This window comes from Weissella ceti (genome assembly GCF_018394055.1).
GTDB lineage: Bacteria > Bacillota > Bacilli > Lactobacillales > Lactobacillaceae > Weissella > Weissella ceti.
The window spans coordinates 760,757-774,701 of record NZ_CP074441.1; the positions used below are offsets into that span (position 1 = coordinate 760,757).

The following is a 13,945-nucleotide window of genomic DNA, read 5'->3' on the forward strand; positions in this document are numbered from 1 at the left end:
ATTGATTAGAACCCTCCACCAAATGCATCAGCTTGTGGTTCTGGAGGAAGTGGCGCGCCGTTACCAAACGCATTTTGAGGTGCTTGGTTAGCATTCTTTGGGTTCACAATAGATTGATCAACTTGTGTCCCGTTCGTTTGCCATGGTTGAATGTCGTTAATGCGTGGGTTGTAGTAAGTTGTCTTCTTTCCAGTTTGGTTGTCTGTGCTTTCAGACTTTTCAAATTGGTTAACAGATACAGATACTTTCTTGCCGACCAACGCAGGTGCGATTGAATTTACATCAGCAGATTGTCCAGCTTGAACGACACCAGTCGCAGCAATAAGTGCCCCAATTTCGCGATAACGGAAAGGTTGGTATGACGTAACATCAGAGTCATCCATGAAGAAGTGGTTAATAGTAGCGCCCTTGTATTGTCCATCTTCGACTACGAACTTAACAGACATCTTGTCCGCTCCGTTAACTGCTTTACCTGTTGCCTTCGCTTCTTCAATAGTTACGTTGTATACGCCACCGAATTCTAGTGTTGTCGCTCCTGAAAACTTTACGTCTGCTGGGTTAAATGTGAATGCCATGATTAGTTACCTTCTTCTTTCGTTTCTGTGTTTGTAGTAGTTTGTGTTTCGTCTTGCAATAGATTTTCTAGCTTGAAATTAGTGCGGGTGTCCAGTCTATTAGCGCCTTCATTACCCTTTTCAGGGTCGACGTCTACCATGAACTCTCCATTTTCTTTATGGATACGTCCTAGAATGTCGAACCAACCAGCGAACGCGTTACGCGTCTTATCGTTCATATCAGGCTTGAATGTATTCGGATTAGCTCCGTCAACTTGATGTGCAGTAGCTAACACCGGAATGCCTAACTCACGCAATTCTGCGCCTAGGTCTCGGAACCACTTCTGCACCAAGTTCCAGTTTTGTCTTCCGTCTTTAGATGCATTTTCGATGTTATCAATCACCCAGTTTTGTAAGGCGCTGACATTATCTAGTACGATCATATCTACATCAGATGCAATCTTTTTGCGTCCGTTTTCATCAAGGTTAATCTGCTTAGTATCCTTGTTGAAGTCGTACAAAAATCGAGTTAAATCATAACGAACTTGCGCTTGAATTTGCGGTGCATCGGCTTCTCCGTAAGCGATTAGCTTAACGTTATCCGTGTCTGCCAGTGCGCTGTACGAACCGTCGAAGCTCAATACCAATTTATTTCCTGAGAACAACTTAATTGCTCGTGTTTTCTTGGTTCCTTTACCTCCGTATAGGAAGTACATATTTCCACCAAAAGGGATAGTTCCCGCATTAAAATACTTAGGCAATAGGCACACCTCCTTCTTCAAATTGATTGATGATTTTAACCATTTCGTCTCCGAAGTTAGCAATTAAATCATCTTTCTTACGTAGCTTACCGTCTCGCAGTACGCCCGTTCCAAACCGATTGAGAAAGGCTTGTGCGATAGCGAATTCTGAACCGGTCATTAATTCCACTTCACTTTCTTGATTTTTGTTTCTTTGACAACTTTTTCAATGTGTTCTTCTACACGTTGACCAAATTGTTTCTTCAGTTTAGTAGGACTTTTCAACTCAAATGCATCTAGTCCATATTCATTCAGAAACGCTTGTTTGATTGGCAGTGTGTCTGGGATATCCTTCTTGATTGAAGTAGCGACTGTGGCCTTCCACATCTTCGCTCCGTTTAACAAGCGATCACGATATCCTTCTTTAACTACCTTTGTAGGCTTTTCCAAGAAACGGAAAGCGTAGGCTAATTGTTCTAGATCGTCGTCACTTAGCTTAGCTAGATGTTCCGCTGTGATGTCTTGAATAGGATATGCTTGCCCCATTTCGTCAATAATGCGTAATTCATTGCTCATAGTGTCTTAATCTCCAATTTCAATAGTTTGGCCATCTTCTTTGCTTGTGGGTTAGCGTTGACGGTTAGCAACATCTCCCCCCCTACGACATAAACTTCATCACCGGTGTAAATCGCATTACCATCAATATCCATGCCGACCATACTTGGCACTTCTTCTGCTTGGAAGAATGACTTCTTTAAATAATCTTCTTCGTAACTCATTTCTTATGCGTCCCTTCTGATTGAGAGTAGGACATCACGATATGCATAGGGCAAAATTTCTCTTGTCCATTCTTGTAATGTACCCAATAACCAACGTGTTCTTTACCGATTTCTTCCGGTTGGATAACATCTACTACCGCAGTGGGGTTAGTTCCAATTGGTTCACCGTGCTTATCCAAGTATCGGAATTGATGCTTTTCCTTGAATTCAACATAGTAGTCGAACTCTTTAATCACTAGTGTTCGTCTCATTCTGAAACCTCCTGATAGAAATATTCACCAATCGCCATTTTGTTCAGTACATTAGTTATTTTTTTCGATTGAAATTCGTTTTCAGTAGTAGCAATAACATCGTTCGTTCCCCAACGTTGCTTTTTATAAACTGCCCACATATCACACCAACTTTTCTTTCGTTCCACCGAACGCTTGAATGAATAAGTCAGCTTGGGTTTCACTCATACCTTCTTCGTATTCTGGTGCTCCATGCATATTGAAGTCCCAGACAGCAGGTTCACGATCATGAAAAACATTTGCTTTGCTTAGTACCCAATACGTATTTCCATGTGTATCATTTTGCACGTAATAACGTGGTTCACGTTCAGGTTGTAGCTTTTCATCTCCAAAGAAATGATTAACAATAGCCAGTTGTTTGTCCTCATAATTACCGTCTCCGTCATACACCCAATCATCTAAGATCGAAATATCAGGAAATACGATTAACAGTTCTCGCGGAGATGCAATTGCTTTTCTATTTATGCCATCTAACTGATTAATGACCGTTTGCGGTGCGTGTGTAATCTTATTCGTCATTATCTAGTCCTGCCGTTTCCAATGCTTCTTGCAAAATGTCGTGATCATCTGCATGTTCATTCACAAAATCTTCCAACACAATTAATTTGTTCAAATAGTCAAGTGGCAACTCTGCCATTACTTCGTTAGACATTAATCTGCTCCCTTCACATCTTCGTAATATTCTAAATAGTCATCTTCGCTAGTAGTCTCACATACTTCTGGTTGGTCAAGTAGTTGGTCGATAATTTGTTCATTAGTCAAATTCATGTGGCTCTCCCCATGTCACTGAAATACATTGCACGTCAACTAAGACCGAGTTCATCACTTCTCGATACGCAGCATTTCTATCCACATACGTCATCGTGTGTCGTGGCCATTCCTTGTGTGGCTTATTTGGGTCTTTGTAATACTTGAACAACTTGAAACGTCCGTGTCGTTCGAGTTGTTGCATAAAGTCCAATACTTCTTGACGGAACACTTCATCTGTCTTGCCTTGTCGTAAGAATGGCTTAGTTAACATATAGAACTCCCATCTCTGTTAGTTCTGCTTCTAAACGATTGTGTTCATCACGCAATGCTTTCAATTTCGGATGTCCTTCTGGCACATTCGTCAGCGGGCCGAACTCTGCATACAAGTCATGGCGTAGCTTATCTGTAATCGTGCGTGATTTAGCAATCAAACCAGGACGTTCAGCTAAATTTTTCTTTCGCAATTCATTCAGTGCGATCTGTTTTTTTGTTTCCTTATTCTCGATTGCACGCAGTTTCTTCTCCCGCTCCTTTTTCTTGGCGCGCTTGATGTCAGCTGTCACCACCTGACTCCATCCGATTTTTATGAAGATGCGTTCTTTTACACCTACTTCCGCACCAATTTGGGCATTTGTTAGCCCTCTAAACCGTTGGAAAGTGTAGTGTTCTTTGCTCATCTTCGCCATTTCTTCTGGCGTTTGAGTTGATTTATTCACCATCATTTATCCTTTCGTGTGATACAATGAATGGGTAAAATTTTGTCTAGAAATCTTTATCCGGAGTGTACTAAGCGCCAACTTAGTGCACTCTTTTTTATTGCTCTGTAAACGTGTTTTCAATGTGCCAAACCTTATCAGCAAGAGCGTCTAACTTATCGCCAACAGCTTGCCAACCTGATGTAGAAGCAGTGTAGAAAACATAGCTTGCTACTGCTCCAGCAACGCCGCACATCATTCCGAACAATGTTGCATTAATTGTTTCAATCATTTCTTTTCTCCCAGTCTTCGCCATATAAAGCGTGTGATAAGTACCCTAGTCCGAAGAAGAACAGGCACATATAAATCGTTACAATCATTTTTTATCCTCTCTCATTGCCCAAAAGATAAGAAAACAAGAGAAGATACCAAGTGCCATAAGCACGATTGCTACGATCTTTGGTAACATTTCCATTTATCCAATGCCTCGCAGTTCGTTATGCCTTTCGAAAGCGTTTGTCTCTGCTAACAACTCTTTATCCGTTGCAGTTTGATTGAATAGTGTTCTAATCAACTTCTTCATTATCTGGTCTCCCTAATGCCACAATCTTGTGACCGCTTCGTGTGTAGTGACGTGTACCTTTGGCCTGTCGTGAAACAGTGGAGTAAAGTACATGGCGACTTTTTAAACTACAAAACTCGCATACTTCATCTCTGTTCCCGATAAAGACCAAAACGTCCTCTTTGTCATACACCGCATATTCATGTTTCAAAGTTCCGCACCGTCTAACCATCGCTCAATTTCTTTCAAGCGCCACTTATTACGTTCCCTCTCTTTCACAACTCGCCTGAATCGTGCAGCCGCATCTGTTGCTAACCAACGCCTGAATGATTTAGGGTGCATACCTAAAATTTCGGCGACCTGTGTAGAGTTGATTAATTCCGCTCTCATTGATTTAGCTCCTATTGTTTACCTCTTTATAATTATGCGTCTTCAATGTCTAGCAGTCGGCGAATTTTCCCGCGCAACTCGATAGACTTGTCCGACATTGTGTATGTTGTAACCGCCGCCGTAAACGCTGGTAAAGTTGAGATACCTACTTCATTTACGAATTGTGTATCTGAACGATAGCCGCGCTTACGAAGTTCTGCCGTTACTCGTAAACGAAAATCGTCGCGAGCTTCAATCATCTTTTGTTCTGACATATTTCGTCTCCTTTTCTTAGAATTTGTTGTAAGAATCCATTTACATTTGGAAAATGTTGGACTATAATCATAAATAAAGAAGCATCAAATAAACACATTACACATACTATCTCCCGCCAAGTTGATAATAATCATGTGGTTTTTCGTTTGCTTGTTTCTTTCAATTAACTTACAAGAATTAGTATAGTCCATCATTTTCCAGAATGCAACGTTTTTATTGGAAAATGTTAGATTTTGTTTTTTCGGAAAAGGAATATCACTTATGTCAGTATTTAATAATGTGAAACAAACCGCTAAAAATAAAGGTTTATCGATAGAACAACTAGCTGATAAACTAGCCGAGTATTCTGAAATAAACGGCGTGAAAGTTTCTAAAAGTACCATTTATACTTGGAAAACTAAAGAACCTAGCGCTGAAAAGATTAAAGCAGTTGCCGATGTACTTGGTGTATCTGTTAACTATTTAATGGACGCTGATGATACTATGACTTCTCGCCCTACCAACGAAGAAATCGACTTCAAAGAATCATTAGACAAGGCAATCGCCTATAACGGAAAGCCTCTTTCAGACCACGACAAGGCAGTTATCCTGTCATTCATGGCAACATTAAAGGCGGAGGATAAGTAATCTATGGAGCAATATACCGACATTCTTAGAACTAGAGGTATTACTCTATATCTACTCCCGGACGCAATAGAGGCTAATGGGTGTTACTTGCCTGACGAAAAAATACTATATGTAGGCGGTGGGCTTTCTGAAGTCGAACGTAACTCTGTCATCATTCATGAAATCGGTCACTTGTTGAACGAACATGAAATAAATGAATTGAACGCCCCTGCTGTTAGATTGCGACAAGAAAGAGAAGCCAACGAATATTTAGCTGATCAATTGATTACTGAATATTTGGAAAGTTGTGTTACTCCTCCTTCTTATGTAGACGTGCACGAATTCATGGAACAACGTCAATTGAGTAATGATTTATACACATATATAGATGTTTCTTTCCGCAGTATTTTAACAGCATAGAAATAACTATCCTACTTCTTATAGTAGAATAATCGTAACGTCCAGTTAGGAATGACGTAAAAAGCTTTTTAGGGAGAGTTTGAATATATGTTGTTGTTTGTATTGGGAGTTATCCTTTTGGTTGCTTCTATCGTGGCGGTAGCCAAAGTTAATAATAAGATGCAAAAGAATGTGTTTATCGGTGGAATCATCACGGGAATAGTCATGATTGGTTTAGGCTTTAGTGCCTTTACCCCTGCTGAAGATAGCGATAAGTTGTTAGATGAGATGCTCAGTTCCGAAAAGGCTTCACGTAACAGTGAGATAATCAGAAGTGATGTTCATTACGAACACGAATCACAAACGTCAGAATCGGAAAATATCAACGATTCTTTCAATAGTGACTACGAAATCGAATCATTCTTAAAAGAGAATACTAAGTACACTGACATCTCTGTTTCCGGAACTTACATCAATAAGCCATTCGGCGCTGTCGTAACAGTTAACGTGAACGACGCTGAAAATAAAGCACAAGTTGTTTCTAAGGTTTTGCAAGCTTTCCATGAAAATGCTAATGATAGACTAAAGAATTTCAAGGGTATTACTATTATGGTAGATGATAAAAATAAGCGTTTGAAAGCAGAATATACTGTTGATACGGTCATTAACAATGCATCGGTTTATCGTCCTTCTGAAACGCAATCTCTTGCTAAGTCTTGGAGCGTCGTTCCGTCACCTAATAAATAATATTAAAAACCACGCTGGGTAGCTTCGTTCAGGTTCGAGTCCTGTAGTGGTTCTTGTCTAAAATAAGACAAACAAAAAACGCATGTCCCCCAGTCGCCAAACGAAAGGACATGCGCTACTACACGATTGCTCGCTTGATAATTATATCAAGTTAGAGCGGTTATTTCACTGCTCTTTTTTAATATAGAAAGGTTAGGTTAAACTTATGACGATACTCAAAAGAAACGATAAATATCAAGTTAGAATTAACTACACTGTTAAAGGCGAGTATAAACGACACACCAAGTCATTTAAAACAAAATCAGAAGCACGAGTTTACGAAGCGGAAAAGTTAGCGGAACTATCTAAAAACGAGTTCGACACCACTGGTGATATGATGTTTATCGAGTTCTACGCCGAATGGCTCGACCAACATATCAAGAGCGGAATTAACTCTCGCACTATCGCAAGTCATGAAGTTGCGTTTAGATGGGCAGAACGTTATCTATCCGAGTATAAATTAAAAGAGATCACTCGACCGGTATTGCAGAAGTATATAGACACCCTTTCAGAGACTCGTAAGACATCTACTGTCAAACTGTTGTTAATCAACACCAACATGCCACTCAAAGAAGCGTTTCATGACGGCATCATTGCCAAAGACCCTACGTTTAGGCTTAAGTACAAGATTGAAAAAGATAAGCCCGACAAAAACAAATTCTTGGAATTAGATGAGTTTAAGCGCCTGCTGTCTCTGCTAGAAAACAAGCAATTAGACTTGTACGATTTAGGTGTCTATCTATCCGCTTTATCTGGTCTTCGCCTTGGAGAAGTCATGGCATTAACTTTTGATGATTTTGATCGTGATAATTACACAGTGTCTGTTACTAAGACACGCACCCTAGTTCGTCCATTTACTAGCGCACCACCTAAAACTAAGAACTCCACTCGCGTTGTTTCTATACACCCTAAATTCTTCGACAAACTAAATGAGTACATCGAAGAAACTGGTAACACAGATTTGTGGCACGATGTACTGGGCGAAAGTGTTACTAAACGTTTAGATAAGATTATTCGAGACAATGACTTTCAAAAGATTACATTCCACGGTTTACGACACACTCACGCTAGTTATCTGATTAATTCAGGAATAGATACGGCGTATGTGAGTAAGCGATTAGGACACGCAGACATAGCGGTAACTCAAAAAGTATACTTCCATTTCTTTGAAACTAGAAACGCAGAAGAGGATGAAAAAGCTATGAACTTGTTCCGAATCAGTACCGAATAACTTTAAAAAGCCCTCAAAAGTTCCGAATTAGTACCGAAAAATCGCATATTTTCGTTGAAATACGTTACTAATTATTACCCCTTGAAACAAAGAAAAACCGCTATATATCAACGTTCAAAGCTGATACATAGCGGTTTTCATTATCTATTAGCGAATCTTCTTACCCCAGTATTGGTACAAGTCAACCTTCAAAGCACCGTTGTACAACTTACGCTTCTTAGTTGCTTTTGCTCCAAATGCTGATTCGAATTCTTCATCTGAAGTCAAAATGTACTTAGACCATGTAGGCATATCTAGGTAGATATGTCCCATTTCTGAGTACAATTGGCGGGCAGCATCTTCGTCACCCAAACGTTCACCATATGGTGGGTTGGCAACTAGGACACCGTTAATCTTTTCAGTTGACCAGTCCTTGGCAGCTAGTTGCTTGAAGACGATATCTCCACCAACACCAGCAGCTTCGGCGTTCTTCTTCGCAATTTCAATCATTGAACCATCCACGTCAAAACCAGCAATATCTAGTTCAACGTCAAAATCAATCATTGTACGTGCATCAGTCTTTAACTTCTTACCAATTGACTTATCAAACCAGTCCCATTGTGTGATTTCGAATTCACGGCTTAGACCAGGCGCAATGTTACGTCCAATCATAGCAGCTTCAATCGGAATAGTTCCTGATCCACAAGTTGGGTCAACAAATGGGTTGTCAGTAAACCAACGCGCCAATGACACCAAGGCCGCCGCCATTGTTTCCTTAAGTGGCGCTCCACCCTTTTCAGTACGGTATCCACGCTTAAATAGTGAATCACCAGTTGAGTCTAGGGTAATCATGACGTGATCCTTGTCGATGGCTGTTTCCAAGATGAAACGGTTACCAGTTTCAGGCAAGTGTGTACGTGCATGGTACGCTTCAGTCAAACGTGATGCAATCGCCTTCTTCGTGATCGCTTGAACTGTTGGTACTGAGTGCAGCTTTGAGTTCTTTGAACGCCCATTAACTGGGAATTCAGCATCGTATGGCAACAAGTCTTCCCACGGGAATTCTTCTGTTTGCACAAACAACTCATCAAATGTACGTGCATCAAATTCTGTCACCACAATCTTGATACGGTCTGCAGTACGCAACCATAGGTTGGCACGGTAGATATCTTCAACCGTTCCTTCAAAGAAAACACGTCCGTTTTCTGTTTGTGTTGCGTAACCCATGTCTTTTAGTTCTTTAGCTACAAGAGCTTCCAGACCGGCTCCCATTGTCGCCATCAACTTAAATGTTTGCATGATGTCTCCTATTCTATATACTCGATGTTTAATCGTTTTTTTGAAAAATAAAAACCGGCGCCACAAAGGACGCCGGCTGCCTGATGCGTTAGCTGTAAGCCATGTTTTGTTCTGCAAATAATGTGGCAGACTATTTACAGTGGTAATCATCTATCTCAGACATTACTGTCTCCCCGACCATCACTTCAATTCGCTAGGTCAAGCGCCCCTACCAAAGTTTGGGTTGCCCGCTCGAGGGGTTTACCGCGTTCCACCCAATCAATTTCTTGATTGGTTCGTCACTGTGGCACTTTCACAACTATTAAACCATAGGCAAGCCGTTAGGTTGTTCGTTGGCCGTCAACTTTTACAAGCTGCCTAGCCTTATTTTTTCAGCTAGCACGAACACTACTGACATCACAGTCAGTGCGAGCATGGACTTTCCTCATGCTGCTTAAAGCAACACGCAATTACCCACCAACACATCAATGAATCTTATTATACACTTTAATTTAAGGTTTTAGTAGTGTCTTCTGAAACAATTTTTGTAACTGGTGCTGAAGCATCAGTATTTTTCGTTGATTCAGATGAAACCCCGAACACACGACGTTCCAAATTAGATAGACGCTTCAAAATGTCCATGTTAGTGTTAGCAGCAACTGTCGGTTGTGCAACCTTAGTAGGTGCTGCTGGTGTTGGTTCTGCCATTTGTGCTGCAGATAGTTGCTTAGTCAATTCTGCAACTTGGCTCTTCAAACTAGCATTTTGAGCTTCAAGTTGATCCATATTGTTTTGGAATGCTTGATAGTCTGCCATGATTTCATCCAAAAATGAATCAACATCAGCCATTTCGTACCCAGTTCCAATACGTGTCTTTTTAAAATCTTTACGTAAAATTTGTTCACGTGTGTGCAATACATTTTCCATCGGAAGTTCTCCTTCTATCTCATACCATACTCGTACTCTCATTCTAGCAGATTACCCTTTAAAACCAAAGGATATCAGTTAAAAAAGTACCTTAATATAGCGTGTTTTCTTGGTATTCAGTTGCATAATCTTGAAGTCGTTCAAAGTCGATATATCTAATTGAATAATCAACCAGTTCTTGATATTTTTTTGCAGCCCATACGTCATAACGTACACTTGCATTTTCTGCAACATCATCGTAAAAAATAACCGCCTTGTCCGTATGTTCTAACATGAACCTTTGATATTGCTTTAATTGCGTTGGATTTGTATATTTTTCTTGTGAAACACTTTGCGTAAAATCCACTTGTGTTTTCAAGGTTGATAATTTAGTCTGACGTTCTTCTTTCCAATTGGCACCGAAATCCGTAAAAGGTGTCATTAAGGCAATCTGAAACTCAGGGTATTCAGCTTTTAGTTCTAACCCAACTTCGATAGCCCAGGTTTCAATACCTGATTGTCCACCAACAATCAGCCAATTTAACCCGTTCTCAAGTTCATTTTGTAAAACTTTTCGTAAGGCATACTTGATTACCGTGACCTTAGGATCTTTCTCTTTAAAAATCCCTAATTCATGTTGGCGAAATCCTGTAATCCACAATCGATCCATTGTTTTAGCCCCCTTTTCAGACATTTATCTGACCATCGTAACAAAAAATACAGTCGCTTTAAATGCCTATCTATCAAAGATTATCACTTTTTCTTCGTTTTTCTTTGACATGTTTTCTCGCATTAAGTTAGGTAGTTATGGCGGTTATTTGATATAATTAACTAGTTATTAATTTTGGAGGCAATAATATGACATTCAATTATCCGAATGGGCAACCATACACTGGTCCTAAACGAACAGCGAAATCATCACTGTCATTAGGCACAAGTAATCGTGGGATGACTCTGGAAGGAGACATTAATGTTGCGAATCAGTATTACCTTGAAACTGGACGTGCAGTTATTCATAAGAAACCTACACCCATCCAAATCGTTAAGGTAAACTATCCTGAACGCGCTGCTGCTAAAATTACAGAAGCCTATTTTACCCAGGCCTCAACTACTGACTACAATGGCCTCTACTCCGGTCGGTACATTGACTTTGATGCAAAAGAGACTGCTAATAAGCAATCATTTCCGTTAAAGAATGTACACGCCCATCAAGTTGCTCATTTACGTCAAATCCACACCCAACATGGGTTGGCAGTTTTCATCATTCGTTTCACGGCTCGCCAAGAAACGTTTGTTATTCCCGCGACCCTATTATTCCAATATTGGGACAATCAAGAGAATGGTCGGAAATCTATTCCATATGATGCATTTGTTGAACATGGTGTTTTAGTAACACCTGGACTACAAATTCAGGCCCCCTATCTTGACGCAATTGATCAATTGTTAGCTAAAGGAGAACAAAATGGCTGATGAACATTCACGCATGAAGCGTAATACACGAAAATCTTCCGCTTCCACGGCGAATAAGAAAAGTCAAAAGAAAAAGGCTCGCCAAGGTGGCAGCCGCCCGAAGCGTATTTTACGTAACACTTTATTGATTGGTTCTACCGTTGCTGTCATCGGAATGGCAGCTGGTGGTGCAATGTTTACGTACTATGCGGCTACCGCGCCACAAATTACTGATGCTGCCCTACGTGGTACATCACAAACACAATTACTTGATAGTGAAGGACGCGTTTTCTACACAACAGGTAATCAAACTCGTCAAGTAGCCAAGACATCTGAACTTCCTAAGGAACTTCGTGATGCCGTTGTTGCTATTGAAGATCGTCGTTTCTACCAACACCACGGTGTTGATCCTCGACGTATCATTGGTGCCACATTTGCTAACATTATTGGGTCATCACTTGGTCTACAAGGTGGATCAACCTTGACGCAACAATTGGTCAAGTTGACAGTTTTCTCAACTGCAAGTGCTGATCAAACAATCAAGCGTAAAGCACAAGAAGCTTATCTAGCAACCAAGGTTGAAAAAGAATACAGTAAGAACGATATTCTAACCCTTTATATGAACAAAGTTTATATGGGTAATGGTGTATATGGTATGAAGACCGCTGCCAAGTACTACTATGGTAAAGCTGTCTCTGATTTAACACCTCCAGAAATTGCCTTGTTGGCCGGATTGCCTCAATCCCCTTCTGGTTATGATCCTTATACAAACCCTGAAGGGGCTACTAAGCGTCGTAATGATGTTTTGAGTGCCATGGCTACTTACGGAACGATTTCTGATAAGGAAGCTAAGGAATACATGAAGACGTCTGTTACTAAGGGATTGACTGATAGTCATCCTGAATCAGAAGCAAGTGTAGAAAATGCCAAAGTTTCTGATGCATACATTACTTCTACGCTTAATGAATTAACACGTCTTGGTTACGAGCCTGCCCGTGACGGACTAAAGGTAAAGACAAACTTGAATTCAAAGATTCAAGAGCGTGCCTACCAAATCACAAATGGTGAAGAAGCTGTCGCTTGGCCAAACGATGACGTCCAAGTTGGTTTGACAGTTACTGATCCTAAGAACGGTGGCGTTTTGGCACAAATTGGTGGACGTAAGACGGATCACGTCTTCGGACTAAACCGTGCCACACAACGTAGTCGATCAGCCGGATCAACAGCTAAGCCAATCGTGGATTACGGTCCAGCAATCGAATATCTAAACTGGCCTACTTACCGTGCGCTTGATGATAAAAAGTACACATACCCAGGTACAGATGTTCCGGTTAATAACTGGGACAACAAGTTCGAAGGTCCAATGACAATGCGCGAAGCATTAGCCAAGTCACGTAACATCCCTGCCATCCAAACATTCGAAGAAGTTGGAACAGAGCGTTCTTCTAAGTTCTTGGAAGGTCTAGGAATTAACATTAAGCCAGCCGATATGATTGCCGGAAACGCAATTGGTATTGATATCTCATCAGAACAAGAAGCTGCGGCTTTCTCAGCTTTCAGTAATGGTGGACAATACTTCAAACCAACTTACGTTTCAAGCCTACAAGATCAAGCTGGTGTAACCAAAGACTTTACCCCTTCTGGAACAACTGCCATGACTTCAGCAACTGCTTTCATGACAAACAGTATGATGCAATCAGTTATTTCTGATTCATATGCCAACATCGTCGCTACTTCAGCTTATGCACAAGCTGGTAAGACAGGTGTCGTTGGCTACGATACTGATATTCAAGTTCCAGACGGTGCTGCTTCTGATGCTTGGTTCACTGGATTCACTAAGTCTGCAACAATTTCCACTTGGGTTGGATATGATCAACCAAACGTTCCTGGTCATTATCTAATGCGTGGTGAAGAACAATATCTACCATTACGTACGTACAGTGCATTGATGAACTACATCATGTCTGGCGAAGTATTGAAGGATACTGATGGCACACCTTGGGAAACACCAAACTCTGTTAACACAGTAACAAAGTATGGTAAGACGGAATACGAAGTTTCAGGCGCAACATTTAACGACCCTGGTCTTAACATTGGTGCTCCTGCTCCCTCACGTCCAAGTAAGAAGTCTTCTTCTGAAAAGTCATCAACCTCTTCAGAAGAAGAATCAAGTAGTTCATCTTCTGAAAAAAAAACTAGCGTAACAGAATCTTCTTCTTCTGCTACTTCTCAAAGTGAACGCAAGGCTCGACGCCAAGCTGCATCTTCACAACCCGCTTAAACGAAGAACCTAAAA

Annotated in this window: 21 protein-coding genes, 1 other RNA gene and 1 pseudogene; 7 read left to right on the plus strand and 16 right to left on the minus strand. The window is 40.7% G+C overall.

The genetic code is table 11. The annotated features are described in order from the left end of the window. Positions 1 to 5: 5 nt before the first annotated feature. The 12 genes from KHQ31_RS03915 to KHQ31_RS03970 all read right to left on the minus strand — a co-directional run bounded on the left by KHQ31_RS03915 (position 6) and on the right by KHQ31_RS03970 (position 5,014). Entirely contained in the window at positions 6 to 575 is a 570-nt protein-coding gene (locus KHQ31_RS03915) for a DUF669 domain-containing protein (protein WP_213408015.1), read from the minus strand. Between the two features lie 2 nt (positions 576 to 577). Further along, positions 578 to 1,315, minus strand: a complete 738-nt coding sequence (locus tag KHQ31_RS03920) for an AAA family ATPase (RefSeq protein ID WP_213408017.1) — start codon at positions 1,313 to 1,315, stop codon at positions 578 to 580. After that, positions 1,308 to 1,475 carry a hypothetical protein gene (locus KHQ31_RS03925; RefSeq protein WP_213408019.1) on the minus strand — a complete coding sequence of 56 codons (168 nt, stop codon included), beginning with the start codon at positions 1,473 to 1,475 and terminating at the stop codon, positions 1,308 to 1,310. Before KHQ31_RS03925 ends, KHQ31_RS03920 begins: the two co-directional genes overlap by 8 nt. Next, on the minus strand, positions 1,475 to 1,870 hold the full coding sequence (locus KHQ31_RS03930; RefSeq protein ID WP_213408021.1) for a hypothetical protein: 396 nt from the start codon (positions 1,868 to 1,870) through the stop codon (positions 1,475 to 1,477). Before KHQ31_RS03930 ends, KHQ31_RS03925 begins: the two co-directional genes overlap by 1 nt. Continuing rightward, positions 1,867 to 2,073, minus strand: a complete 207-nt coding sequence (locus KHQ31_RS03935; protein ID WP_213408023.1) for a hypothetical protein — start codon at positions 2,071 to 2,073, stop codon at positions 1,867 to 1,869. Before KHQ31_RS03935 ends, KHQ31_RS03930 begins: the two co-directional genes overlap by 4 nt. After that, positions 2,070 to 2,324, minus strand: a complete 255-nt coding sequence (locus KHQ31_RS03940) for a hypothetical protein (protein ID WP_213408025.1) — start codon at positions 2,322 to 2,324, stop codon at positions 2,070 to 2,072. Before KHQ31_RS03940 ends, KHQ31_RS03935 begins: the two co-directional genes overlap by 4 nt. 141 nt (positions 2,325 to 2,465) lie before the next feature. After that, complete coding sequence (locus tag KHQ31_RS03945; protein ID WP_213408028.1) at positions 2,466 to 2,882, minus strand: hypothetical protein; 417 nt, start codon at positions 2,880 to 2,882, stop codon at positions 2,466 to 2,468. After that, positions 2,872 to 3,015, minus strand: coding sequence for a hypothetical protein (locus KHQ31_RS03950; protein ID WP_213408030.1), 144 nt, complete (start codon positions 3,013 to 3,015; stop codon positions 2,872 to 2,874). Before KHQ31_RS03950 ends, KHQ31_RS03945 begins: the two co-directional genes overlap by 11 nt. A gap of 102 nt (positions 3,016 to 3,117) precedes the next feature. After that, positions 3,118 to 3,384 (minus strand): hypothetical protein, encoded by a 267-nt coding sequence (locus KHQ31_RS03955; protein WP_213408032.1) that lies wholly within the window; start codon positions 3,382 to 3,384, stop codon positions 3,118 to 3,120. Then, on the minus strand, positions 3,374 to 3,835 hold the full coding sequence (locus KHQ31_RS03960; RefSeq protein WP_213408034.1) for a hypothetical protein: 462 nt from the start codon (positions 3,833 to 3,835) through the stop codon (positions 3,374 to 3,376). The genes KHQ31_RS03955 and KHQ31_RS03960 overlap by 11 nt, the downstream gene beginning before the upstream one ends. A 91-nt stretch (positions 3,836 to 3,926) precedes the next feature. Further along, positions 3,927 to 4,100 (minus strand): hypothetical protein, encoded by a 174-nt coding sequence (locus tag KHQ31_RS03965; RefSeq protein WP_213408036.1) that lies wholly within the window; start codon positions 4,098 to 4,100, stop codon positions 3,927 to 3,929. A gap of 692 nt (positions 4,101 to 4,792) precedes the next feature. After that, the gene (locus KHQ31_RS03970) at positions 4,793 to 5,014 is read right to left on the minus strand and encodes a hypothetical protein (RefSeq protein ID WP_213408038.1); all 222 of its coding nucleotides are present in this window, start codon (positions 5,012 to 5,014) and stop codon (positions 4,793 to 4,795) included. Between the two features lie 262 nt (positions 5,015 to 5,276). On the opposite strand from KHQ31_RS03970, the gene KHQ31_RS03975 reads away from it, so the two are divergent. The 5 genes and pseudogenes from KHQ31_RS03975 to KHQ31_RS03990 all read left to right on the plus strand — a co-directional run bounded on the left by KHQ31_RS03975 (position 5,277) and on the right by KHQ31_RS03990 (position 8,037). After that, positions 5,277 to 5,642, plus strand: coding sequence for a helix-turn-helix domain-containing protein (locus tag KHQ31_RS03975; RefSeq protein ID WP_213408040.1), 366 nt, complete (start codon positions 5,277 to 5,279; stop codon positions 5,640 to 5,642). Positions 5,643 to 5,645: 3 nt separating this feature from the next. Continuing rightward, a complete protein-coding gene (locus KHQ31_RS03980; protein WP_213408042.1) occupies positions 5,646 to 6,041 on the plus strand; it encodes an ImmA/IrrE family metallo-endopeptidase in 396 nt (131 codons plus the stop codon). An 87-nt stretch (positions 6,042 to 6,128) separates the two neighbouring features. After that, the gene (locus tag KHQ31_RS03985; RefSeq protein ID WP_213408044.1) at positions 6,129 to 6,767 is read left to right on the plus strand and encodes a hypothetical protein; all 639 of its coding nucleotides are present in this window, start codon (positions 6,129 to 6,131) and stop codon (positions 6,765 to 6,767) included. Positions 6,768 to 6,972: 205 nt separating this feature from the next. Next, positions 6,973 to 7,107 (plus strand): annotated as a pseudogene (locus KHQ31_RS07925) (Arm DNA-binding domain-containing protein); the annotation flags it as partial. Positions 7,108 to 7,140: 33 nt separating this feature from the next. Further along, positions 7,141 to 8,037, plus strand: a complete 897-nt coding sequence (locus tag KHQ31_RS03990; RefSeq protein ID WP_264336080.1) for a tyrosine-type recombinase/integrase — start codon at positions 7,141 to 7,143, stop codon at positions 8,035 to 8,037. Between the two features lie 147 nt (positions 8,038 to 8,184). Here the strand turns inward: KHQ31_RS03990 and KHQ31_RS03995 are convergent, their stop codons facing one another. The 4 genes from KHQ31_RS03995 to KHQ31_RS04010 all read right to left on the minus strand — a co-directional run bounded on the left by KHQ31_RS03995 (position 8,185) and on the right by KHQ31_RS04010 (position 10,870). After that, positions 8,185 to 9,315, minus strand: coding sequence for a THUMP domain-containing class I SAM-dependent RNA methyltransferase (locus KHQ31_RS03995; protein WP_213408048.1), 1,131 nt, complete (start codon positions 9,313 to 9,315; stop codon positions 8,185 to 8,187). A 90-nt stretch (positions 9,316 to 9,405) separates the two neighbouring features. Further along, positions 9,406 to 9,776: RNase P RNA component class B (gene rnpB / locus KHQ31_RS04000), an RNA gene on the minus strand. A 25-nt stretch (positions 9,777 to 9,801) separates the two neighbouring features. Further along, positions 9,802 to 10,221: a cell division regulator GpsB gene (gpsB, locus tag KHQ31_RS04005; RefSeq protein ID WP_213408050.1), complete on the minus strand. Its 420-nt coding sequence runs from the start codon at positions 10,219 to 10,221 to the stop codon at positions 9,802 to 9,804. Positions 10,222 to 10,312: 91 nt separating this feature from the next. Then, positions 10,313 to 10,870: a DUF1273 domain-containing protein gene (locus KHQ31_RS04010; protein ID WP_213408052.1), complete on the minus strand. Its 558-nt coding sequence runs from the start codon at positions 10,868 to 10,870 to the stop codon at positions 10,313 to 10,315. A gap of 188 nt (positions 10,871 to 11,058) precedes the next feature. Between KHQ31_RS04010 and recU the strand changes: the two genes are divergently transcribed. Both recU and KHQ31_RS04020 read left to right on the plus strand, forming a co-directional pair. Then, positions 11,059 to 11,670, plus strand: coding sequence for a Holliday junction resolvase RecU (gene recU / locus KHQ31_RS04015; protein ID WP_213408054.1), 612 nt, complete (start codon positions 11,059 to 11,061; stop codon positions 11,668 to 11,670). Next, the gene (locus KHQ31_RS04020; RefSeq protein WP_213408057.1) at positions 11,663 to 13,930 is read left to right on the plus strand and encodes a transglycosylase domain-containing protein; all 2,268 of its coding nucleotides are present in this window, start codon (positions 11,663 to 11,665) and stop codon (positions 13,928 to 13,930) included. Before recU ends, KHQ31_RS04020 begins: the two co-directional genes overlap by 8 nt. Positions 13,931 to 13,945 lie beyond the last annotated feature (15 nt).